Here is a 20,185-nt window from a genome sequence, read left to right as displayed (position 1 = left end):
ATCCGGAGAGAAGCGATGGCGGATTTGCAGGCGACCCTCGACAGCATCTACACCGATATCCTGCCGCGCATCGGCGAGGGCAAGGTTGCCGATTATATTCCCGAGCTTGCCAAGGTCGATCCGCGGCAGTTCGGCATGGCGATCGTCACCGTCGACGGCAAGGTCTATCGCGTCGGCGATGCCGATATTTCCTTCTCGATCCAGAGCATCTCCAAGGTCTTCATGCTGACGCTGGCGCTCGGCAAGGTCGGCGAGAGCCTGTGGAAGCGCGTCGGGCGCGAACCTTCCGGGTCGGCTTTCAATTCGATCGTCCAGCTCGAGCATGAGAGCGGAATCCCGCGCAATCCCTTCATCAATGCCGGCGCGATCGCCGTTACCGACGTCGTCATGGCTGGCCATGCGCCGCGCGAGGCGATCGGCGAATTGCTGCGCTTCGTGCGTTATCTGGCCGATGACGAATCGATCACCATCGACGACAAGGTGGCGCGCTCGGAAACGCAGACCGGCTACCGCAATGCCGCGCTTGCCAACTTCATGCGCGCCTACCGCAATCTCGACCATCCCGTCGATCACGTGCTCGGCGTCTATTTCCACCAATGCGCGCTCTCGATGAGCTGCAAGCAGCTGGCCCGCGCCGGACTGTTCCTGGCAGCGCGCGGCAGCAATCCGATGAGCGGCCATTCCGTGGTGTCGCCGAAGCGGGCGCGGCGCATCAATGCGCTGATGCTGACCTGCGGCCATTATGACGGCTCGGGCGATTTCGCCTATCATGTCGGCCTTCCCGGCAAGAGCGGCGTCGGCGGCGGCATCTTCGCCGTGGCGCCTGGTATCGCCTCGATCGCCGTCTGGTCGCCGGGGCTGAACAAGGTCGGCAATTCGCAGCTCGGGGCGGTGGCGCTGGAAATGCTTGCAGCGCGCACCGGCTGGTCGGTTTTCGGCGATTGAGGCTGTGTGGGCGAAGGTCTTTCTGCTAAGGCAAGATGAAGCTTCGATGGGACCAAGCAATGAATATCGCAGCCAACGTTGACGACCTGGAAACCGGCGAAGCCGACAGCGCTATCGGCCATGCGCTGTTTGCCGATGCGCCGCGCTCGGTCTCTTTCAACAAGCTGCGCAAGCGGCTGCTGAGACAAGTGCGCCAGGCTTTCGACGATTTCGGCATGCTGAAGGGGCAAAAGCGCTGGCTGGTCGGTCTTTCCGGCGGCAAGGATTCCTACGGATTGCTGGCGCTGCTGCTCGATCTGCAATGGCGCGGCCTGTTGCCTGTGGAGCTCATCGCCTGCAATCTCGATCAGGGGCAGCCGAACTTTCCCAAGCATGTGTTGCCGGATTATCTGACGAAGATCGGCGTGCGGCACCGGATCGAATATCGCGACACCTACTCGATCGTGAAGGAGAAGGTGCCGGAGGGCGCAACCTATTGCTCGCTCTGTTCGCGGCTGCGCCGCGGCAATCTCTACCGCATTGCGCGGGAGGAGGGCTGCGATGCGCTGGTTCTCGGCCACCACCGCGAGGACATTCTCGAAACCTTCTTCATGAACTTCTTCCACGGCGGACGTCTCGCCTCGATGCCGGCGAAGCTCCTGAACGACGAAGGCGACCTGATGGTGCTCCGGCCGCTTGCCTATGCCGCCGAGGACGACCTCGCCAAATTCGCCGCCGCCATGCAGTTCCCGATCATCCCCTGCGATCTCTGCGGCTCTCAGGACGGGCTGCAGCGCAATGCGATGAAAGACATGCTCGCCGATATCGAGCGGCGCATGCCCGGCCGCAAGGACACGATGCTGCGCGCGCTTTCGCATGTGAACCCGTCGCACCTGCTCGATCCGAAACTCTTCGACTTTTCCAGCCTTGGTGTCACCGATCCTTCATGAAGGGCCGGCTATGCAGGCTTTTCATTGCATGAAGGACAGATTTCGCATGACCATTTCAGATCAGGATATTCTCTTTCTCGGCGAGTGCGTGAAGGAGGCGGCGCGCGCGGAGATCATGCCGCGTTTCCGCAATCTCGGCACTGCCGACGTTTCGGAAAAGACCTCGGCAATCGACCTGGTGACGCAGGCGGATCTGCTCGCCGAACACCGGATTACCGCGGCGCTGAAAGAGCGCTTTCCCTCGGCCCTCATCGTCGGTGAGGAAGCCTATGACGCCGACCGGTCCGTCGTGCCGGCGCTTGCCGACGCCGAACTTGCGTTTGTCATCGATCCTGTCGATGGCACCTTCAATTTCGCCGCCGGGTTTCCCGTCTTCGGGACGATACTGGCGGTCACCGTCAGGGGTGAGACGGTCGCCGGCATCATTCACGATCCCGTTCTCGGCGATACGGTCACGGCGATCAAGGGAGCGGGCGCTTTCCTGACGCGGCAGGATGGGCAATCGAGCAAGCTTGCTGTGGCCGAGCCTGCCGCCTTGAACCAGATGGTTGGCGGCATCTCGTGGGGCCATATGGAGGACCCGGATCGCTCGCGCATTTCAGCCAACATGGCGAAGATCAAAATGACCTTCGCTTTCAATTGCTCAGCCTATGAATATTGGATGGTCGCCTCCGGCAAGCTGCATTTCATCGGCCATGCGAAGCTGATGCCCTGGGATCATCTGGCCGGCGTGCTCGCGCATCAGGAGGCGGGCGGTCATACGGCCAAGTTCGACGGCACGCCCTATCGTCCGGGCGAAACGACGGGCGGCATCATTTCCGCGCCCGACAGGGAAAGCTGGCAGCTTATCCGACGCGAGATCGTCGGCATCTGATTTGAGGCCTTTTCGGAAAGGCCGAACCGAAAGGATTTGGACATGACTGCGACTGTCGATGTGACCGTGCTTGCCGATCTGCTGCGCCGAGCGGCGCAGGCGGAGATCCTGCCGCGCTTTCGCCGGCTCGGCGGAGAGGACGTTCGCGCCAAGAGCGAAGCGACGGATCTCGTCACCGAGGCGGACGAACAGGCCGAGCGGATGATCAAGGCGGAAGCCGCGCGGCTCTGGCCGGGCGCGCTGTTCCTCGGCGAGGAATCGGTCGCGGCTGAGCCGGCTCTGCTCACCGGGCTTGCGGATGTCGATCTTGCGATCGTCGTCGATCCTGTCGATGGCACATTCAATTTCGCTTCGGGCATCCCGGCCTTCGGCGTCATGGCCTCCGTCATTTCCGGCGGAAAGACCATCGCCGGGATCATCTACGATCCGATGGGCGACGATTGGGTTATGGCGGAGAAGGGTGGCGGTGCATGGCTGCGGCGGCCCGATGGCGAAGCGCAGCGGCTGCGGACGGCCGAGCCGGTCGCGCTCGACCAGATGGTCGGCATGGCCTCGACCGGATATCTGCCGCAGGATAAGCGCGCCGAGATCCTCGGCAATCTGGCGAAGGTGCGCTTCCTCACCAACTACCGCTGCGCGGCCCATGAATACCGCACCTTTGCCGGCGGGCATGTGCATTACCTGATGTACAACAAGCTGATGCCCTGGGATCATCTGGCCGGCACCTTGATCTCGCAGGAAGCCGGCGCCCATGCGGCGCGGCTCGACGGATCGCCCTACCTGCCGCATCACCTCGACGGCGGACTGCTGGTTGCGCCTGATAAGGCTTCGTGGGAGCTTCTGCGGCGTGAGGTGTTTACGGTCTGACAAACCGATCCTTGCACGGGCCGGTCGGGGCCGCCGAATTTGCGGCCGGCTCTCGTGTGCTCATGCGCAGGGCTTTTCCATCAGGAAGTTTTCCAAGCTTTGGCCGCGCTTCTCGACGATTTGCCTGGCGACCATTCGGAATCCCTGGCGCTCGAAGAACGGCCGGGCGGTTCTGCTGGCTTCCGTATAAATTCGGCCGTACCCCAGCCTGAGAGCCTCTTCCTCGACCCTGCGCAACAGGCGGGTTGCCACTCCAACTCCCTGAAATTCGGGGTGAACGAACATCATATCCAGGCATCCATCGCCGGTCAGATCGGAAAAACCCACCGGCTTTCCGCCGATTTCCGCGGTCCAGGCAGGTCTGCTCATCCTTCGTTCCGCCCATAGGCTGCGATCTTCCACCTTTGCCCAGGCCTCGATTTCAGCGGCGGAATAGTCTTTCGAGGAGACCTCATGGATCGAGCGCAGGAAAATCTCGATCGTCGCGTCCACGTCGTCTGGCGCGTAAGGCCTGATCAGAATTCGCTCGTTCATCGAGATACCCTGGATTGATCCGGCGCACCTCGCTCAGAAGTGAGCAGCACCGGGATCGAGTTGCGGGCTGTCTCCCGGGTGCGTGAAGAGCTTGCCGTTTTCCGCCCAGAGGGTGGCGGCGATCGTCACCAGGCCAAACAGCGCGAAGCCGCCGAAGAGAGGCTGCACCGTGCCGTTGAACATCTGGCCGACCAGGCCGCCGAGAATGGCGCCGAAGGTGGTCGAGACGAAACCGGTGACGGCGGTGGCCGTGCCGGCGAGATTGCCCATCGGCTCGAGGCTGATGGCGGTGAAATTGGTGGCGATCACGGCAAACATCATCAGGACGATGGTGAAGATGCCGTAGGCGACGGCAAAGTCGGGCTTGCCCGCCAGCGAATAGAAGAAGCCGGCTGCTGACAGCACCGTGAAGATCAGCAAGGCCGCGTGCGAGATGCGGCGCATGCCGAATTTGCGCACGAAGAAGCCGTTGGCGAAATTGGCGACCGCGATGCCGCCGGCAGTGGCCGCGAAGGCGATCGGCAGCCAATCGCCGAGGCCGTAGACCTCGCCGAAGACCTGCTGCACCGAAATGACATAGGCGCTGATGACGCCGGTGAACATGGTGAGGCCGATCATGTAGCCGCAGGTGATGCGGTTGGTGAGCACGGTCTTGAAGCCATCCGCGACGGAGCCGACCGACAGCGGCAGGCGCTCTTCCGGCGGCAGCGATTCCTTCAGACGCAGAAGCGCCCAGACGAATAGGATGGAGGCGACGATGCCGAGCAGGATGAAGATCCAATGCCAGTTGGCGTACATGATGATCAGTTGGCCGACGGAAGGAGCGACGATCGGCACGATCATGAAGACGATCATGACATAGGACATCACGCGAGCCATTTCGCGGCCACCGAAGCAGTCGCGCACGATGGCCATGGTGGTGATGCGCACCGCCGCACCGCCCACGCCCTGGATGAAGCGCATGACCAGCAGCATTTCGAAGCTGCCGGTTGCCGCGGCGGCAAACATTGCAAAGAGGTAGCAGACGAGGCCGCCGAGCAGGATATTGCGGCGGCCGAACGTATCCGAAAGGCTGCCGAAGAATATCTGCGAGACGCCGAAGCCGAGGAAGAAGACGCCGATGATGAGCTGCGCATCGTTGGTATTGGTGACGCCGAGGGAATGGCCGATATTCGGCAATGCCGGCAGCATGCTGTCGATCGCCATGGCGATGCTGGCGGTCATGATGGCGATGGTGACGACGAATTCGCCGAAACCCATGCCGATGCGGCGGGAGCCCTGGTTTTCCTGATGCGGTTTATGCGGCGGCGTCATGTGGAGATATCCCGAATGCGAATGGCCCGGTCGTTCAGACGGCCGGGTTCTGCTGGTGGAAGAGGCGGCCCTTCTCGGCGATCAGCACGAAGACCAGCCCGACGACCGACACGGCAAAGTAACCGGCGACCATCGGCAAGGCAGTGCCATCGAAGGCCTGGCCGATGCCGGCGCCGATGATGGCGCCGCCGACCGTGCTCATGAAGCCGAGGACGGAGGAGGCGGTGCCGGCGACATGGCCGAGAGGCTCCATGGCAAGCGAATTGAAATTCGAGCCGATCCAGCCGAATTGGAACATGGCGAGGCCGAAGAAGGTGATGAACAGGGCGAAGGGCATCGGCTCGGAGCTTGCCATCTGGACGATCAGCCAGAGCGTGTTGATGGCGATGAAGCCGAGGAGCGAGCCGTGCGACAGGCGGCGCATGCCGAGCTTGCCGACGAAGCGCGAATTGAAGAAGGACGACAGCGACATGAAGATCGCAACGCCGGCGAAGGCGACGGGGAAATAGACGCCGAGGCCGTAGATGCCGACATAGATCTGCTGGGCGGAATTGATGAAGCCGAACAGCGCACCGAAGATGAAGGTGCTGGCGATGGTGTAGCAGAGCGCCACGCGATTGGTCAGCACCAGCTTGAAGGCGCCGAAGATCGAGCGGGCGGTGAAGGGCCTGACATTGGCGGGATGGAGGGTTTCCGGCAGGCGCAGATAGGCCCAGACGGCGATTGCGGTCGCCATCGTGGCGATGAAGAGGAAGATCAGGTGCCAGTTGCCGAAGAACATCACCACCTGGCCGGCGCCGGGTGCAATTACCGGCACGATCATGAAGACCATCATGATCAGCGACATGACCTCGGCCATCTGCCGGCCTCCATAGATATCACGGACGATGGAGATGGTGATGACGCGGGTGGCGGCCGAACCGACGCCCTGGATGAAGCGCAGCACGAGAAGGCCGGCGAAGGAGGGAACGAAGACGCTGCCGACGGCGGAAAGAATATAGATGACGAGGCCGATCAACAGCGGCAGGCGGCGGCCGAAGCGATCCGAAAGCGGGCCGTAGAAAAGCTGGGCGCAGCCGAAGCCGAGCAGATAGGAAGAGATGACGAACTGGCGGTGATTCTCGCTTTCGACGCTGAGGCTGGCGCCGATCTGCTGCAGGGCCGGGAGCATGATGTCGATCGCGAGCGAGTTGATAGCCATAAGAAAGGCTGCAAGCGCGATGAACTCACGCTTGCCCATGGGCAGGCGGCCCGCGGACACGGCTTGTGATGAATCTGTCACAATGAAATTCCCATAAACAGGCCAAGGCGCTGCTCAGCGCAGCGCCTCGGACTCGAGAAACAGATTTGGAAACCGGACGGACGCCCGGTGACCGATCAGGCGGCGCCGCGAACGGTGACGCCGTTTTCCTGGAGGTGCTGCTGCAGCTCACCGGCCTGGAACATCTCCCGGACGATGTCGCAGCCGCCGATGAACTCGCCCTTTACGTAAAGCTGCGGGATCGTCGGCCAGTTGGAATAATCCTTGATGCCCTGGCGGATTTCAGAATCGGCGAGCACATTGATGCCCTTGTAGTCGACGCCGATGTAATCGAGAATCTGCACGACCTGGCCGGAGAAACCGCACTGCGGAAACTGCGGCGTGCCCTTCATGAAGAGGACGACGTCGTTGCTCTTGATTTCGTTGTCGATGAATTCGTGAATGCCGCTCATAGGACCTGATCCTTTCCACAGGCGAGTTAAAGGCCCGCCGTTTCAATCGTTGTCCTTAGATAGCATGCGACGGCAGGAATTCCAGCCGCCCGAACCAAAAAAAGACCAATCTGGTCAGACCACTTCGGAGTTGTTGCCGCCGCGTTACGGTGCGGAGAGCACAGTGAGACTGCGGCACTTGCTTCAACTGCGGCGTTGGCGGCTGCGGCCAGCGGCCGTGCGGCGCTTGCTGACCTGTTTGCGGGCGGGTTTGCGCTTGGCCGTGGTCGTCTTTCGCGCCGTTGCCGTCGATGTGGCAGGGCGTGTCTTGCGCCTCCTGCGCTTCGTCGTGACGCGGCCGGTGGTTTTCTTGAGGATTTCCTTCAGCACGCTGTCGACGACGCCTGAGATCAATTCTTTGACGAGATCGGCCACAAAATCCTCCGTTCGTGGTGGAAACGACATGGCTGCTATTGAATTCCGGAAGAGTTCGGTTAGCAAGACGGCTTCGAGACCATGGCTGCTTTTTCGCCGATATCGGCGGCGTCCGCAGCCGGACTGCAGTCACATGCCGGTCATTCGCCCGGCCGGAAGAGCGGAATGAAATTGATCGAGAAGCGGGTCGTCCTGCATTTTCCGGGCTTCGAGCCGCTTGACGGCCTTGCCCACAGGGCGCGCTACGAGCGGTCGGCCAGGCAGAGTTCCGCGGTCTGGGGCTACTCGATCAAGACGGGAACGCCGGATGACGGCAGCGATCCCCTCAGTTTCGAGGTCACGACCGGCCAAGCCGCACCTGGGAAAGCCGACGAGGGGGCAGGGGCCGATTCTGCCGGCTGGCAGACGCAGAGTCGGATCCACATGGTCGAGCACGATGCGCTCGTGCGCCGGCTGCGCAGCGGCAATACGCTCAGTCAGATTCTTGCGGGTTTTCGAAGCTGCGCCCAGATTATCCTTGAAGGCGGGATGCGGGGATATTTCCGTCATGCCTGGCGCTTCGGCCTGTTCTTTCTCTTCCCCTTCCTGCTGACGGCTCTGGCGCTCGCGCTGACGGTGCAGATCGCTATCCTTCCAAACGAGTTCGGCTTTTCGGCTTGGCACATGCTCTGGAGCGCGCCGCTGGCGCTCTGTTTCTTCATCTTCGCCTTCCTGCCGTTTTCCGAACGTTTCCACACGCTGCACCTCTTCGCCGATTGGGAAATGGCGGTGGCGCTCGGCCGCATGGATCGGGCCGATTTCAATGACTGGCTGGAGAACCGGGCCAGTGCCGTGCGCAAGGCGCTCACGGAAGAGGCGGATGAATACGTGATCTCGTCGCACAGCATGGGATCGAGCGTCGCGGCCCATGTGATCGGCATTCTGCTCGAAAGAGAGCCGGAGATATTCAGGGGCAAACGCGTCGTCTTCGCGACGCTCGGCAGCGCCATCCTGCAATGCGCGCTCTTATCATCGGCGACGCTGCTTCGCGCCCGCGTCGGGCTGATCGCCCGCTGTCCCGAGATTTCCTGGCTCGATGTGCAGTGCCTGACGGATTCGATCAATTTCTACAAGGTGCCGGTCGTCGCCGTCTGCGGCCATGGCGGTGCGCCGCCGGCGAAGATCCTGCTTATCCGCGTCAAGCAGATGCTGACCGGCGAACACTACCGCAAGATCCGCAAGGACCAGCTGCGGGTCCACCGGCAATATGTGCTCGGGCCCGATCTCCAGGCACCCTTTGACTTTACGCTGATGACATCAGGACCGATGCCGGCTTCGGTTTTTACCAGCCCCGACGAAAAGCGGATGCCCGGCTGAAGCCGGGCTACCCTTATTCTAATTAGCGATGAGATCCTATTCCGGCGCCGAGGTCTGCAATGCGAGCGCGTGCAGGACGCCGCCCATATTGCCCTTCAACGCCTCGTAGACCATCTGGTGCTGCTGCACGCGGCTCTTGCCGCGGAAAGCTTCGGCGACGACTTCGGCGGCGTAGTGATCGCCATCGCCCGCCAGATCGCGGATCGTCACCTTGGCACCGGGAATCCCAGCCTTGATCATGTCTTCGATATCGCCGGGTTTCATGGCCATGATCGTTACTCCTTGCGCATCATTCCGCAGCCAGTTCGCCGCGGCCTTCCATGTAATCAGGGAACCACGATTCATGGGCATCGCGCAATTGCTGAATCGGCAGCGAGATGAGATCGCCGACCGTGAGCGCCGTGCCCCCGACGGTGCCGAGGCGGCGGAAGGGAACGCCGGCGCCTTCCGCATTCGAGCAGACGAAATTCGCCACATCGGCGGGCACGGTCAGCACGTAGCGGGCCTGGTCCTCGCCGAAGAGCAGCGCATGCGGGGCGCCCTTGCTTTCGCTGAGATCGATCGTCAGGCCCTTGTCCGACGCCATGGCCATTTCCGCGAGCGCGACGGCAAGGCCGCCGGAAGAAATGTCGTGGCAGGCGGTCGCCTGGCCGTTGCGGATGACGGAACGGACGAAATCGCCATTGCGGCGCTCGGCGAACAGATCCACCTCGGGCGCCGGGCCTTCGCGGCTGGAGAGCACGTCCCTGAGATAGACGGACTGGCCGAGATGGCTGCCGTCGACGCCGATCATGATCACCTTGTCGCCGTCATTGGCGCTGCCGATGCGGGCCATCTTGCGCCAGTCCGGCAACAGGCCGACACCTGCGATCGTCGGCGTCGGCAGGATAGCGACGCCGTTGGTTTCGTTGTAGAGCGAGACATTGCCCGACACGATCGGGAAGTCGAGCGCGCGGCAGGCTTCGCCGATGCCCTTCACCGCCTGAACGAACTGGCCCATGATTTCGGGCTTTTCGGGATTGCCGAAATTGAGATTGTCGGTGGCGGCGAGCGGCTCGGCGCCGGTCGCGGTGATGTTGCGCCAGCACTCGGCGACCGCCTGCTTGCCGCCTTCGAAGGGATCGGCCTCGACATAACGCGGCGTAACGTCGGAGGAGAAGGCGAGCGCCTTGCTCGGATGGCCGTCGACACGCACCACGCCGGCGTCGCCGCCCGGAAGCTGCAGCGAATTGCCCTGGATCAGCGTATCATACTGCTCGTAGACCCAGCGGCGGCTCGACTGGTTGGCGGAGCCGACCAGCTGAAGCAGCGCCTGGCCGTAATTTTCGGGTGCGGCGACGAGATTGGCGGGCAGGGGCGCCTGCTTGCCGGGTTCGCGCCAGGGGCGGTCATACTCCGGCGCCTGATCGCCGAGATCCTTGATCGGCAGGTTGGCGACTTCCTCACCCTGGTGCACGACGCGGAAACGCAGATCGTCTGTCGTCTTGCCGACGATGGCGAAATCGAGGCCCCACTTGACGAAGATCGCCTTGGCTTGCTCTTCCTTCTCCGGCTGCAGCACCATGAGCATGCGCTCCTGGCTTTCCGACAGCATCATCTCATAGGCCGTCATCCGCTCTTCGCGCACCGGCACCTTGTCGAGTTCGAGCAGGATGCCGAGATCACCCTTGGCGCCCATTTCGACCGCCGAGCAGGTGAGGCCGGCCGCACCCATGTCCTGGATGGCGATGACGGCGCCGGTCTGCATGAGCTCGAGGCAGGCTTCGAGCAGGCACTTTTCGGTGAAGGGGTCGCCGACCTGAACGGTGGGGCGCTTTTCCTCGATCGATTCGTCGAATTCGGCCGATGCCATCGTGGCGCCGCCGACGCCGTCGCGGCCGGTCTTGGCGCCGAGATAGACGACCGGAAGGCCGACACCCTTGGCTTCGGAGAGGAAAATGGCGTTGGATCTCGCGATACCGGCGGCAAAAGCGTTGACCAGGATATTGCCGTTGTAACGGGCATCGAATTCGACTTCGCCGCCGACCGTCGGCACGCCGAAGGAATTGCCGTAGCCGCCGACGCCGGAGACGACGCCGGAGACGAGATGGCGGGTCTTCGGATGATCCGGCTCGCCGAAGCGCAGCGCGTTCATCGCGGCGATCGGGCGCGCGCCCATGGTGAAGACGTCACGCAGGATGCCGCCGACACCGGTCGCAGCCCCCTGGTAGGGTTCGATATAGGACGGGTGGTTGTGGCTCTCCATCTTGAAGACGACGCAGTCGCCGTCATCGATATCGACCACGCCGGCATTTTCGCCCGGACCCTGAATAACGCGCGGCCCTTTGGTCGGCAGCGTGCGCAGCCACTTCTTCGAGGATTTGTAGGAGCAGTGCTCGTTCCACATGGCCGAGAAGATGCCGAGCTCGGTGAAGGTGGGTTCACGGCCGATCAGATCCAGAATACGCTGGTACTCGTCCGGCTTCAGGCCGTGGCTTGCTATGAGTTCCGGCGTGATCGGGATGGTGTTTGGAATGGTCATGAGCGGAAAGTCCCTGGCGCGTTTTGCGCTGTCTTTAGCTTATGTAGCGGCGGCGCGCGACAGGAAAATGCCCGCCGTCAACAGAGGGCGGACAGAGTTTTCCGATAAAAGAGCCGAGCGATCAGAACTTGTAGCCGATCTGCAGGCCCGCGCGCGTCATGCCGTCGTTCGGGCCGTCGCAGAGATTGGCATGGGAGGAGTGAGCGATCTGGGCCATCACGTTCCAATTGCGGGTGAAACGATAACCGGCGCCGAGATATTCGTGGAAGAGGATGCGACAGCCGAGACCCGGGCCGTCATCGTCGTCATCGAGATCGCCGGTATGGACGACGCCGCCGAAACCGGCTTCGGCAAACAGTTTCTCGTTGAAATCGACGGTCCAGGTGAAGCCGGTGAAGAATTGCGTGGCTTCCCCCGATGTGCCGATCGAGGTGCCGACATGGACGCGCGGGCGCAACAATTGCTGCCAACCGACCGTCTCATCATAGCCGAAGGGATCGAATAGGGCGGTAACTTCGGGAAAGACGCCGTTTTCCCTGGAGTGCCCCGATTGTACCGAGGCCGAAACGCCGAAGCGCAATTCATCGAATATTTGTTCACCTGCACTTGCGGAGCCGGTCATGGCCAAAAAGCCAATTGCCGCTGCCGCCGACGCTGTACTCAAGAAGGGCAGAGCGACTTTGCCGAAGTCGATCTTCATCTGCTGTCCTTTGATTCCCTCACTCGCGGGATGATCAAGGGGTAGCATGGCGGTCGGGGCGGCACAGCTTCGCAGTTCCGCGCCGATGTTTTTTTGGAACTATGACGTGTATTTGCAACAGGTCATATTTCGCCGTCGTAGGTGGAGCCGCCATTTTCCAGCAGACGGCGCAGGATCATCAGACCCGCGATCAGTTCCTGTCCCGTCTTCGGCGAGGAGAAGCCGACGCGAACACGGTGATAGGTTTTCTCGCCGCGCGCCGTCTTGAACTCGTCCTCGTCGTCGACGAGGACGCCGTCGCGGAAGGCGGCGTTCTTGAAGGTACCGGACATCCAGGGCTCCGGCAGCTTCAACCAGAGGAAGGGCGCGTGCGGATGCGATTCGAAATCGAAACCCTGCAAATGCTCTCTGGCAAGCTGGGTACGACGGGAAAGTTCTTCAACGCTCGCCTTGCGGATATCATGGGCGGCGCCGCTTTCGACGAGCCGCGCACAGGTCTCCGCCAGAATGAAGGGCAGGCCGCCCGTGATCATCCTGTGCGTTACCTTGATGCGCTGGGCAAAATGCGGCGGGCAGGCGACCCAGCCGCCGCGCACGCCGGCGGCAACCGATTTGGACAGGCCGTTGACCAGGAAGGTGCGGTCGGGCGCCAGTGCGGCAAGCAGCGGCGTATCGTCATCGGCCATGCCGCCGTAGAGATCGTCCTCGATCAGCCAGACCCCATGCTTCCTGGCGATGCCGGCGATTGCCGCGCGCCGCTCCTCCGGCATGATGGCGACCGTCGGATTGTGAACGGTCGGCATCAGGAAAGCGAGCTTCGGATGCTGCTGCTGGCAAAGCCGCTCGAAATCATCGGGGATCACGCCGAATTCGTCGGAATCGACCGTCACCGTGCGGCGCCCAAGAAGGCGCGCGCTGCGACTGACCTGCGTATAGCTGAGATTTTCAAAGACGATCTTGTCACCCGGCGCCGAGACGGCGGCGATCACGGCGACGGCCGCCGCATGGGCGCCAAGCGTCGGCGCGATATTTTCGACGTCCGGCGTCCAGCCGCTGCGGGCAAGCCAGCGGCGTCCGGCTTCGAACCAATTCGCCGGGAAACTTCTGGAATAGGAGGAGATTTCCGCGAGATGCTGTTCGCCGATCTCCGCCAGAATACCAGCGATGATCTTGCCCTGACCGAGATCGGGAGCGGCAGTGGTGTCGAAGCGGATCTTGTTCGCAGGCGCATCCTGGAAGCGGGTGCCGCCAAGCGAGACGGTCAAGGGATCGCTCTGTTCGCTGGGCGGCGTCTCGGAACGGTTCAGCACATAGGTGCCGCGCCCGACTTCGCCTGCGACCAGGCCGCGTTCGTGCACCAGCGCATAGGCGCGGCCGATCGTGCCGATCGTTACGCCGATGTCATAAGCAAGGTTGCGCTGTGGCGGCAACTTGCTGCCCGCGGGCAGGGCGCCGCTCGCGATGGCGGATTCAATGCTGTCGGCAAGCCGGAGATAGACCGGTCCGGAGCCGCGGGAGAGATCAGGAAGCCAATTTGTCATGGTGACAATTACCTATATTGTCACATTGTTCCTGTCAAGATTAGGAGTCAATTCCAACGGATCGCCGAAAGGATTCCTGGAATGTCTGCTTTGCCTGAAATCAAAATGCCAATTGTATCGATTGCCTCCCTCGACGACAGGAGACAGGTTGCCCTGCCGGCCGCGCCTAGCGAGGCGACGACGCATCTAGGCCGGATCTGGGCGGCCATTCTTCTCTGGCATCAGAAGCGGGAAGGCCGCCGGGCGCTACGAGGCCTGACGGCGAGCGAGCTCAAGGATATCGGCGTGTCGCAATCCGACGCGGCGCGTGAGGTCGGCAAGTCGTTTTTCTGGGATTGATCGCTAGAACAGGATGATTTTAGGCCAGTCCGGCCTAAAATCTGAATCCTGTTCTCAATTAAAGAGTTAGAGCATGATGTTGTCCGAAAACCGCTCACACTTTTCGGCATCATGCTCTAGCGGATCGGTCACAGCGATCAGTTGCAGGCCTTGTTGCCGGCAGACCAGCGATTGACGTCGCCGGCAATGCGCCCGGCCACCGGCTCCTGCATCATCGGCCCGAAGGCCTGGAGGCGTGCCGGGCTGCCTTCGGCCTGGACGACGAGCAGCGGCCGGCTTTCTGGGCTGCCCTTGTGAACAAGCAGGATGCGCGGCCGGCCGGTGAAGGAATTGAGTTCCGGTGCGAGCTTGTAGGCAGCAAAAGCGGGATCGCCTGATTTGAACCAGCAGGCGTTGGCTCCAAGTGCCACCCGTTCCATCGTCGGCAGGGCGGCGCGGTTCGGACTTGTTGCCGGCGCCGCCGACTGACAGGCCGCCAGCATGGCTGCGAGAACAGTCGACAAGGCAGCGTTTGCGACGGAGAGGCGAGGGCGCATTGGTCTTGCTCCAGGGATGAAGGCTTTGCATGCCGTTGCCCGCGGTAGGCCCGCGGGCGGCATGCGTTCAGGGCGGGCTCAGGCGGCGATGACGTCGAGCGCCGAAGCGAAGAGGCCGCGGCCGTCCGAACCGCCATGGGCGGCTTCGATCAGGTTCTCGGGATGCGGCATCATGCCGAGAACATTGCCCTTCTCGTTCATCACGCCGGCAATGTCGTTGATCGAGCCGTTCGGATTGGTGCCTTCGGCGTAACGGAACACGACCTGGCCATTTCCTTCGAGCTTTGCCAGCGTCGCTTCGTCGGCGAAATAATTGCCGTCATGATGGGCGACCGGGCTGCGGATAACCTGGCCCTGCGCGTAAGCGCGGGTGAAATCCGTATCGGCATTGACGACTTCGAGCTTGACCTCGCGGCAGACGAACTTCAGCGAGGCGTTGCGCATCAGCGCGCCGGGCAGCAGGCCGGCCTCGACGAGGATCTGGAAGCCGTTGCAGACGCCGAGCACCTTCACGCCCTTATCAGCCTTGTCGATGATCGACTGCATCACCGGCATGCGGGCGGCAATCGCGCCGCAACGCAGATAATCCCCATAGGAGAAGCCGCCGGGAATGACGATCAGATCGACATCGGGGATCTCTGTCTCCGTCTGCCAGATCGTCACGGGTTTTTGGCCGGAGATCTTGGTCAAGGCGGCAATCATGTCGCGGTCGCGGTTGAGACCCGGAAGTTGAACGACGGCTGATTTCATGGGGTCCCTGCGCTTAGCGAAAGAAATTGAACGGGAACGCTTTCGGCGAGCCATACTCCATTGTCGGAGACAAAGAAAGAATGGCCTTTTGAAAACATGGCGGCTGCGTCGACGCGCAGAATGATATAATCGCCCTTGCGGCGTGTGGCGACGATTTTCGCGGTTTCGATATCCGCTGACAGATGGACGTGATGCCGCTCCATCTTCTTCAAGCCTTCACGCTCGATCGAAGGCCAACTGGCCTGTGACGTGCCGTGAAACAGGATTGCGGGCGGTTCAACCGCCTTCAATGCCAGATCAACCTCGACACTGTGACCCTGATTTGCGCGGATCCTGTTATCGGCGAGCGTGAAGCGCTTCTTCGGATTGTTGTCGATGATCTCGATGATATCGGCGCGGGAAACGTCGTATTTCGACGTCAGCGCCTTTTCGAGCTCATCGAACGAAACCCAACCCTCGGCATCGAGCGTCAGGCCTGCGGCCTCGGGCGCATGGCGCAGAACATAGCTCATATATTTCGAGACTTCCGTCTCCAGCTTTGCCTTCGTCATGACGCCTAATCCTCAAGGCCTGCCAGCCGGCAGCCTGTGATCGTCAATCGATCGCGATCGCGTAGTTCTCGATCACCGTATTGGCGAGCAGCTTTTCGCACATCGCCTTGAGGTCGGCTTCGGCCTTGGCCTTGTCGGCGCCTTCCAGCTCAAGGTCGAAGACCTTGCCCTGCCTGATATGGCCGACGCCCGAGAAGCCGAGGGCGCCGAGCGCGCCTTCGATGGCCTTGCCCTGCGGATCGAGAACGCCGGTTTTCAGCGTGACGGTGACACGAGCCTTGATCACTTTGTCTTTCCTGCCTTACTTGACGAGAACCGGGCCGGTGCCGCGCACAGGCTCGTTTTCATTGATGATGCCGAGACGGCGCGCGACTTCGGAATAGGCTTCGAGCAAGCCGCCGAGATCGCGGCGGAAGCGGTCCTTGTCCATCTTCTCGCGGGTTTCGATATCCCACAGCCGGCAGCTGTCGGGCGAGATCTCGTCGGCGAGGATGATGCGCATCAGATCGCCTTCGAAAAGGCGGCCGCATTCGATCTTGAAATCGACGAGCTGGATGCCGACACCAAGGAAAAGGCCGGTCATGAAATCGTTGACGCGGATGGCGAGCGCCATGATGTCATCGAGTTCGGCCGGATTGGCCCAGCCGAAAGCGGTGATGTGCTCTTCGGAGACCATCGGATCGTCGAGCGCGTCGGACTTGTAATAGAATTCGATGATCGAGCGCGGCAGGACGACGCCTTCCTCGATGCCGAGGCGCTTGGCGAGAGAACCGGCGGCGACATTGCGCACGACGATCTCCAGCGGGATCATCTCCACTTCCTTGATCAGCTGCTCGCGCATGTTGAGGCGGCGGATGAAATGGGTGGGGATGCCGATCTTGTTCAGATGGCTGAAAATATATTCGGAAATGCGGTTGTTGAGGACGCCCTTGCCGTCGATGACTTCGTGTTTCTTCTTGTTGAAGGCAGTGGCATCGTCCTTGAAAAACTGGATCAAAGTGCCCGGTTCCGGGCCTTCATACAGAATCTTTGCCTTGCCCTCGTAGATACGGCGGCGACGGTTCATCGTGGTTATTCTCTGTTGTTGGCGCTCTTGGGATAGCGCGAGTGGATCGATCTCGTGGCGTCCCCATAAAGGAAAAGAGAGTGTTTCACAATCCGCCTGTCGCTCCTTCCCCCGTTTAGGGATTTCTGGCCCCGGATTCCGGATTTTACGGAATGCCGCCAAGAGAATCGAATGAATTCGCCGGATTAATCTAGCGCCTTTTCCTCTACGGTGGAATGAAGGCGAAATGGCGGGCCGCTTATGCAGGTTTTTATTTGGCGGTCCTGCCGCCAAGCGCGCGGCCAAACTGCGGCTGCGAGGTCCGAACGGCGGTTTGCCCGTGGCGCCAGCTTCCGGAGCGGATGAAGGAGGGGATCTGCATGGCCGGCATCGGTCGGGCCAGCGCATAGCCCTGCAGCATGTCGCAATCGAGTTCTTCGAGGATGCGGATATGATCCGCCGTCTCGACGCCTTCGGCGATGACGAGGATGTTCAGCGAGCGGCCGATATCGATGATCGAGCCCACGAGCTTGCGCTGCTCGGCCGATTGCGGCAGCATGCGGATCAATTCGCGGTCGATCTTCAGCGTCCCGGGGCTCAGCCGCAGCAGGCTGACGATCGAGGCATGGCCAGTGCCGAAATCGTCGATCTGGATGTCGATGCCGAGCTTGCGCAGCCTTTTCAGATTGGCGGTCATCGTCTCATCGCAATCGTCGAGCGAGATCGATTCCAAGAGTTCGAAGCAGACCGTCCCGGGCTCGATCTTGAGCGCGCGGAGCTTCTTGCCGAGATCGGGATCGGCGAGCCGCCTGGCCGACACGTTGACGGATATTTTCGGGACCGGCAGCCCATCCTTGATCCACGCCTTTCTATCGGCGAGAGCACGCTCGAGGATCAGAGCGTCGATGGTCGAGACGACATCGAGATCCTCGGCGATATCGAGGAAGCGGTCGGGCGCCAGCAGCCCGTGCACCGGATGCTGCCAGCGGGCAAGCGTTTCGATGCCGGTCACATCAAGCGTGCGGGCATCGAATTGCAGCTGATAGAAGGGCACGAATTCATTGCGTTCGAGACCGATCAGGATCTCGTCGGCGAGCTGCTTGGCGGAGACGATGTCTAGGCGGTCGGAGGCCGAGAAGAATTCGAAACGGTTGCGGCCGAGGCCCTTGGCCCGATAGAGCGCGATATCGGCGTCGAGCAGCATCTGCTTGCCGTCGAGCTCCGGCCCGCTGTCGACGGCGATGCCAATGCTGGCGCCGAAACGGCAATCGTGCCCCTCATATCTGACCGGTTTGCGCAATTCGCGGATGACGCGTTCGGCAAGGCCGACGACCTTCTTCGACGCGGCGTCGACCGCGCAGAGGATGACGAATTCGTCACCGCCGATGCGGGCGACGAAATCGGCAGCGCGGACGCAATTCCGCAAGACGCCCGCGGCGTGTTTCAGCATGGCGTCGCCGGCCCGGTGGCCGAGCGTATCGTTGATCTGCTTGAAGCGGTCGAGATCGATATGCAGGATTGCCAGTGCCTGGCCCTTGGCACGGCATTCGGCCGCGCGCTTTTCCAGCATCTTGTCGAGATAACGGCGGTTCGGCAGCCCGGTGAGGTAATCGTGCAGGGCGAGGTGCTCGATGCTCTCCTTGGCGGCCTCGAGCTCGCCGTTGCGGGCTTCGGCCAGATCCCTGGCGCGCCGCAGCTCGTCGCGAAGCTTGACCTCCTCGGTGACATCCCAATTGGCGCCGATCACCTTGCGTTTGCCGACGCCGTCGACGAAATAGGCCGCACGCGAGCGGATGACGCGTTCGGTGCCGTCGCCGCGAATGATGCGGTATTCCTGCTGGAAATCACTGCCGCTTGCGACGCTGCGGTCGACGAGGCCGAGCACGCGGTCTCGATCGTCAGGGTGCAGGCTTCTCGCCCAGACCTCACCGGCGTTCTGACGCGAAATGCCCTGCAGCCCATAAATGGCCATCAGGCGGTCGTCCCATTCGACCATATCCTGCTCGATATCGGCCTCGAAGACGCCGATGCGGGAGATCTCCAGGGCAAGATCGAGCCGACGCGACAGACGCGACAGCGTCTCCTCGGCCTCTTTGCGGGCGGTTATATCGGTATCGGTGCCGACGATGCGCGTCGGTACGCCGGCCTCGTCCCATTCCACGCAGGCGCCGCGGCATTCGATCCAGATCCAGTGGCCGTCCCGGTGGCGCTCGCGATATTCGAAGATCTGATAGTCGGGATCGCCGGTATTCTGACGATCAATGGCGTGGACGACGAAATCGCGATCATCGGGATGGACGAGCTGCAGCCAGGCATCGTAATCGCCGGCGGCTTCCTCGTCCGGCGCCATGCCGCGCATGGTCTTCCATGTCTCCGAGTAATATTTCCGGCCGAGACGGTAATTGTGATCCCACACGCCGAGGTTCGAGCCGACGAGCGCATAGTCCCAGCGGCTCTCCCGTTCGGCCAGATCGGAATCGTCGGCCGTCGTCCCGTTGCCGAGGCCTGCCTCAGCCGCTGCGGCATCGCCATGCGGATCGTCGGCCTCTGGATGGGCTTTCTTCACGGGCATTCTCGCTTATTTCGTCCGACTCAGTCTGCGGTCTTTCCATTAAGAAAGACTTAGAAAGTAATCGCTCAATTAGCGAGACGGCAAGTTTTACTCAATCAGGCGGAGAGTCGGCTGAGGAATTGGGCAAAGACCATGGTGCCTTCTGGCCAGGGGCCATGACCGGAATCGGCGTTGATATGACCGGCCTCGCCGGCATCGACGAGGAAAGATCCCCAGCTGCTGGCGATGTCGTCGGCATGGTCGTAGCTGCCGAACGGATCGTTGCGGCTCGCCACCGTGATCGACGGGAAGGGCAGCGGATCGCGCGGATAGGGGCCGAAGGTCATCAGGTGCTTCGGGCGGATGTCGGGATTGGCGACATCGGGCGGGGCGACGAGAAAGGCGCCCGCCACCCGCTTGCGGAAATGCGGGATGGCGTGAATCGCCGAGGGAACGCCGAGCGAATGGGCGACGAGGACGACAGGGCGGGTGGAAGCATTCACTTCCTCGGCGATGCGGGCGATCCAATCCTCGCGGACCGGCTTCGTCCATTCGGCCTGTTCGACGCGTCGCGCCGTGCTGAGCTTTGCCTCCCAGCGGCTCTGCCAATGGCCGGGGCCTGAATTGGTATAGCCGGGGATGATGAGAATATCTGCGTCTGAGGCTTTCATAGTGCCGCCGATGTGAGAAGGCGCGACGGAGATG

Annotated in this window: 22 protein-coding genes; 6 read left to right on the top strand and 16 right to left on the bottom strand. The window is 61.8% G+C overall.

The genetic code is table 11. The features are described 5' to 3' along the window. Nucleotides 1-15 precede the first annotated feature (15 nt). Genes CO670_RS05000 through CO670_RS04985 form a run of 4 tightly spaced genes read left to right on the top strand, consistent with a single transcriptional unit; the run spans nt 16 to nt 3,615 of the window. A complete protein-coding gene (locus tag CO670_RS05000; protein ID WP_097589230.1) occupies nt 16-945 on the top strand; it encodes a glutaminase in 930 nt (309 codons plus the stop codon). Between the two features lie 59 nt (nt 946-1,004). Beyond that, nucleotides 1,005-1,874, top strand: a complete 870-nt coding sequence (ttcA, locus tag CO670_RS04995; protein ID WP_097589229.1) for a tRNA 2-thiocytidine(32) synthetase TtcA — start codon at nt 1,005-1,007, stop codon at nt 1,872-1,874. Nucleotides 1,875-1,920: 46 nt separating this feature from the next. Beyond that, nucleotides 1,921-2,748 (top strand): inositol monophosphatase family protein, encoded by an 828-nt coding sequence (locus CO670_RS04990; protein ID WP_097589268.1) that lies wholly within the window; start codon nt 1,921-1,923, stop codon nt 2,746-2,748. A gap of 42 nt (nt 2,749-2,790) precedes the next feature. Next, nucleotides 2,791-3,615 (top strand): inositol monophosphatase family protein, encoded by an 825-nt coding sequence (locus CO670_RS04985; protein WP_097589228.1) that lies wholly within the window; start codon nt 2,791-2,793, stop codon nt 3,613-3,615. A gap of 60 nt (nt 3,616-3,675) precedes the next feature. Here the strand turns inward: CO670_RS04985 and CO670_RS04980 are convergent, their stop codons facing one another. The 5 genes from CO670_RS04980 to CO670_RS04960 all read right to left on the bottom strand — a co-directional run bounded on the left by CO670_RS04980 (nt 3,676) and on the right by CO670_RS04960 (nt 7,590). Further along, nucleotides 3,676-4,149, bottom strand: a complete 474-nt coding sequence (locus CO670_RS04980; RefSeq protein ID WP_097589227.1) for a GNAT family N-acetyltransferase — start codon at nt 4,147-4,149, stop codon at nt 3,676-3,678. 33 nt (nt 4,150-4,182) lie between these two features. Further along, nucleotides 4,183-5,463 carry a multidrug effflux MFS transporter gene (locus CO670_RS04975; protein WP_097589226.1) on the bottom strand — a complete coding sequence of 427 codons (1,281 nt, stop codon included), beginning with the start codon at nt 5,461-5,463 and terminating at the stop codon, nt 4,183-4,185. 34 nt (nt 5,464-5,497) lie between these two features. Then, nucleotides 5,498-6,703 (bottom strand): multidrug effflux MFS transporter, encoded by a 1,206-nt coding sequence (locus CO670_RS04970; RefSeq protein WP_097589225.1) that lies wholly within the window; start codon nt 6,701-6,703, stop codon nt 5,498-5,500. A 137-nt stretch (nt 6,704-6,840) separates the two neighbouring features. After that, nucleotides 6,841-7,176, bottom strand: coding sequence for a Grx4 family monothiol glutaredoxin (grxD, locus tag CO670_RS04965; protein WP_009994514.1), 336 nt, complete (start codon nt 7,174-7,176; stop codon nt 6,841-6,843). A gap of 183 nt (nt 7,177-7,359) precedes the next feature. After that, the gene (locus tag CO670_RS04960; RefSeq protein ID WP_097589224.1) at nt 7,360-7,590 is read right to left on the bottom strand and encodes a hypothetical protein; all 231 of its coding nucleotides are present in this window, start codon (nt 7,588-7,590) and stop codon (nt 7,360-7,362) included. A gap of 165 nt (nt 7,591-7,755) precedes the next feature. Between CO670_RS04960 and CO670_RS04955 the strand changes: the two genes are divergently transcribed. After that, the gene (locus tag CO670_RS04955) at nt 7,756-8,946 is read left to right on the top strand and encodes a hypothetical protein (protein WP_097589267.1); all 1,191 of its coding nucleotides are present in this window, start codon (nt 7,756-7,758) and stop codon (nt 8,944-8,946) included. A 36-nt stretch (nt 8,947-8,982) separates the two neighbouring features. On the opposite strand, the gene CO670_RS04950 is transcribed toward CO670_RS04955, so the two are convergent. From CO670_RS04950 to CO670_RS04935, 4 genes are all read right to left on the bottom strand, one after another. Then, entirely contained in the window at nt 8,983-9,216 is a 234-nt protein-coding gene (locus tag CO670_RS04950; RefSeq protein ID WP_003540079.1) for a BolA family transcriptional regulator, read from the bottom strand. A 19-nt stretch (nt 9,217-9,235) separates the two neighbouring features. Continuing rightward, nucleotides 9,236-11,467 carry a phosphoribosylformylglycinamidine synthase subunit PurL gene (purL, locus tag CO670_RS04945; RefSeq protein ID WP_097589223.1) on the bottom strand — a complete coding sequence of 744 codons (2,232 nt, stop codon included), beginning with the start codon at nt 11,465-11,467 and terminating at the stop codon, nt 9,236-9,238. 121 nt (nt 11,468-11,588) lie between these two features. After that, nucleotides 11,589-12,167: an acyloxyacyl hydrolase gene (locus CO670_RS04940; RefSeq protein WP_097589222.1), complete on the bottom strand. Its 579-nt coding sequence runs from the start codon at nt 12,165-12,167 to the stop codon at nt 11,589-11,591. 122 nt (nt 12,168-12,289) lie between these two features. Further along, nucleotides 12,290-13,708, bottom strand: a complete 1,419-nt coding sequence (locus CO670_RS04935) for a PLP-dependent aminotransferase family protein (RefSeq protein ID WP_097589221.1) — start codon at nt 13,706-13,708, stop codon at nt 12,290-12,292. A gap of 81 nt (nt 13,709-13,789) precedes the next feature. On the opposite strand from CO670_RS04935, the gene CO670_RS04930 reads away from it, so the two are divergent. Beyond that, a complete protein-coding gene (locus CO670_RS04930; RefSeq protein WP_097589220.1) occupies nt 13,790-14,047 on the top strand; it encodes a DUF1127 domain-containing protein in 258 nt (85 codons plus the stop codon). Nucleotides 14,048-14,184: 137 nt separating this feature from the next. On the opposite strand, the gene CO670_RS04925 is transcribed toward CO670_RS04930, so the two are convergent. The 7 genes from CO670_RS04925 to CO670_RS04895 all read right to left on the bottom strand — a co-directional run bounded on the left by CO670_RS04925 (nt 14,185) and on the right by CO670_RS04895 (nt 20,151). Continuing rightward, complete coding sequence (locus CO670_RS04925) at nt 14,185-14,583, bottom strand: hypothetical protein (RefSeq protein ID WP_097589219.1); 399 nt, start codon at nt 14,581-14,583, stop codon at nt 14,185-14,187. A gap of 78 nt (nt 14,584-14,661) precedes the next feature. Next, complete coding sequence (gene purQ / locus CO670_RS04920; protein WP_097589218.1) at nt 14,662-15,333, bottom strand: phosphoribosylformylglycinamidine synthase subunit PurQ; 672 nt, start codon at nt 15,331-15,333, stop codon at nt 14,662-14,664. Then, nucleotides 15,330-15,884 (bottom strand): RNA 2'-phosphotransferase, encoded by a 555-nt coding sequence (locus tag CO670_RS04915; protein ID WP_097589217.1) that lies wholly within the window; start codon nt 15,882-15,884, stop codon nt 15,330-15,332. The genes purQ and CO670_RS04915 overlap by 4 nt, the downstream gene beginning before the upstream one ends. 43 nt (nt 15,885-15,927) lie before the next feature. After that, nucleotides 15,928-16,170: a phosphoribosylformylglycinamidine synthase subunit PurS gene (purS, locus tag CO670_RS04910; RefSeq protein ID WP_097589216.1), complete on the bottom strand. Its 243-nt coding sequence runs from the start codon at nt 16,168-16,170 to the stop codon at nt 15,928-15,930. Nucleotides 16,171-16,185: 15 nt separating this feature from the next. Further along, nucleotides 16,186-16,950 (bottom strand): phosphoribosylaminoimidazolesuccinocarboxamide synthase, encoded by a 765-nt coding sequence (gene purC / locus CO670_RS04905; RefSeq protein WP_008526002.1) that lies wholly within the window; start codon nt 16,948-16,950, stop codon nt 16,186-16,188. Nucleotides 16,951-17,200: 250 nt separating this feature from the next. After that, entirely contained in the window at nt 17,201-19,501 is a 2,301-nt protein-coding gene (locus tag CO670_RS04900) for an EAL domain-containing protein (protein WP_097589215.1), read from the bottom strand. Nucleotides 19,502-19,596: 95 nt separating this feature from the next. After that, on the bottom strand, nt 19,597-20,151 hold the full coding sequence (locus CO670_RS04895) for an alpha/beta hydrolase (protein WP_097589214.1): 555 nt from the start codon (nt 20,149-20,151) through the stop codon (nt 19,597-19,599). Nucleotides 20,152-20,185 lie beyond the last annotated feature (34 nt).

The sequence above is a fragment of the Rhizobium sp. J15 genome (assembly GCF_002531825.1).
Taxonomy (GTDB): domain Bacteria; phylum Pseudomonadota; class Alphaproteobacteria; order Rhizobiales; family Rhizobiaceae; genus Rhizobium.
This window is presented reverse-complemented; position numbering and strand designations above follow the sequence as displayed.

Bases quoted from the DNA above. Each gene is read 5' to 3' on its own strand.
- CO670_RS05000 (WP_097589230.1), top strand. From the start codon at position 16: ATGGCGGATTTGCAGGCGACCCTCGACAGCATCTACACCGATATCCTG.
- ttcA (WP_097589229.1), top strand. From the start codon at position 1,005: ATGAATATCGCAGCCAACGTTGACGACCTGGAAACCGGCGAAGCCGAC.
- CO670_RS04990 (WP_097589268.1), top strand. From the start codon at position 1,921: ATGACCATTTCAGATCAGGATATTCTCTTTCTCGGCGAGTGCGTGAAG.
- CO670_RS04985 (WP_097589228.1), top strand. From the start codon at position 2,791: ATGACTGCGACTGTCGATGTGACCGTGCTTGCCGATCTGCTGCGCCGA.
- CO670_RS04980 (WP_097589227.1), bottom strand. From the start codon at position 4,149: ATGAACGAGCGAATTCTGATCAGGCCTTACGCGCCAGACGACGTGGAC.
- CO670_RS04975 (WP_097589226.1), bottom strand. From the start codon at position 5,463: ATGACGCCGCCGCATAAACCGCATCAGGAAAACCAGGGCTCCCGCCGC.
- CO670_RS04970 (WP_097589225.1), bottom strand. From the start codon at position 6,703: ATGGGCAAGCGTGAGTTCATCGCGCTTGCAGCCTTTCTTATGGCTATC.
- grxD (WP_009994514.1), bottom strand. From the start codon at position 7,176: ATGAGCGGCATTCACGAATTCATCGACAACGAAATCAAGAGCAACGAC.
- CO670_RS04955 (WP_097589267.1), top strand. From the start codon at position 7,756: ATGAAATTGATCGAGAAGCGGGTCGTCCTGCATTTTCCGGGCTTCGAG.
- CO670_RS04950 (WP_003540079.1), bottom strand. From the start codon at position 9,216: ATGGCCATGAAACCCGGCGATATCGAAGACATGATCAAGGCTGGGATT.
- purL (WP_097589223.1), bottom strand. From the start codon at position 11,467: ATGACCATTCCAAACACCATCCCGATCACGCCGGAACTCATAGCAAGC.
- CO670_RS04940 (WP_097589222.1), bottom strand. From the start codon at position 12,167: ATGAAGATCGACTTCGGCAAAGTCGCTCTGCCCTTCTTGAGTACAGCG.
- CO670_RS04935 (WP_097589221.1), bottom strand. From the start codon at position 13,708: ATGACAAATTGGCTTCCTGATCTCTCCCGCGGCTCCGGACCGGTCTAT.
- CO670_RS04930 (WP_097589220.1), top strand. From the start codon at position 13,790: ATGTCTGCTTTGCCTGAAATCAAAATGCCAATTGTATCGATTGCCTCC.
- CO670_RS04925 (WP_097589219.1), bottom strand. From the start codon at position 14,583: ATGCGCCCTCGCCTCTCCGTCGCAAACGCTGCCTTGTCGACTGTTCTC.
- purQ (WP_097589218.1), bottom strand. From the start codon at position 15,333: ATGAAATCAGCCGTCGTTCAACTTCCGGGTCTCAACCGCGACCGCGAC.
- CO670_RS04915 (WP_097589217.1), bottom strand. From the start codon at position 15,884: ATGACGAAGGCAAAGCTGGAGACGGAAGTCTCGAAATATATGAGCTAT.
- purC (WP_008526002.1), bottom strand. From the start codon at position 16,950: ATGAACCGTCGCCGCCGTATCTACGAGGGCAAGGCAAAGATTCTGTAT.
- CO670_RS04900 (WP_097589215.1), bottom strand. From the start codon at position 19,501: ATGCCCGTGAAGAAAGCCCATCCAGAGGCCGACGATCCGCATGGCGAT.
- CO670_RS04895 (WP_097589214.1), bottom strand. From the start codon at position 20,151: ATGAAAGCCTCAGACGCAGATATTCTCATCATCCCCGGCTATACCAAT.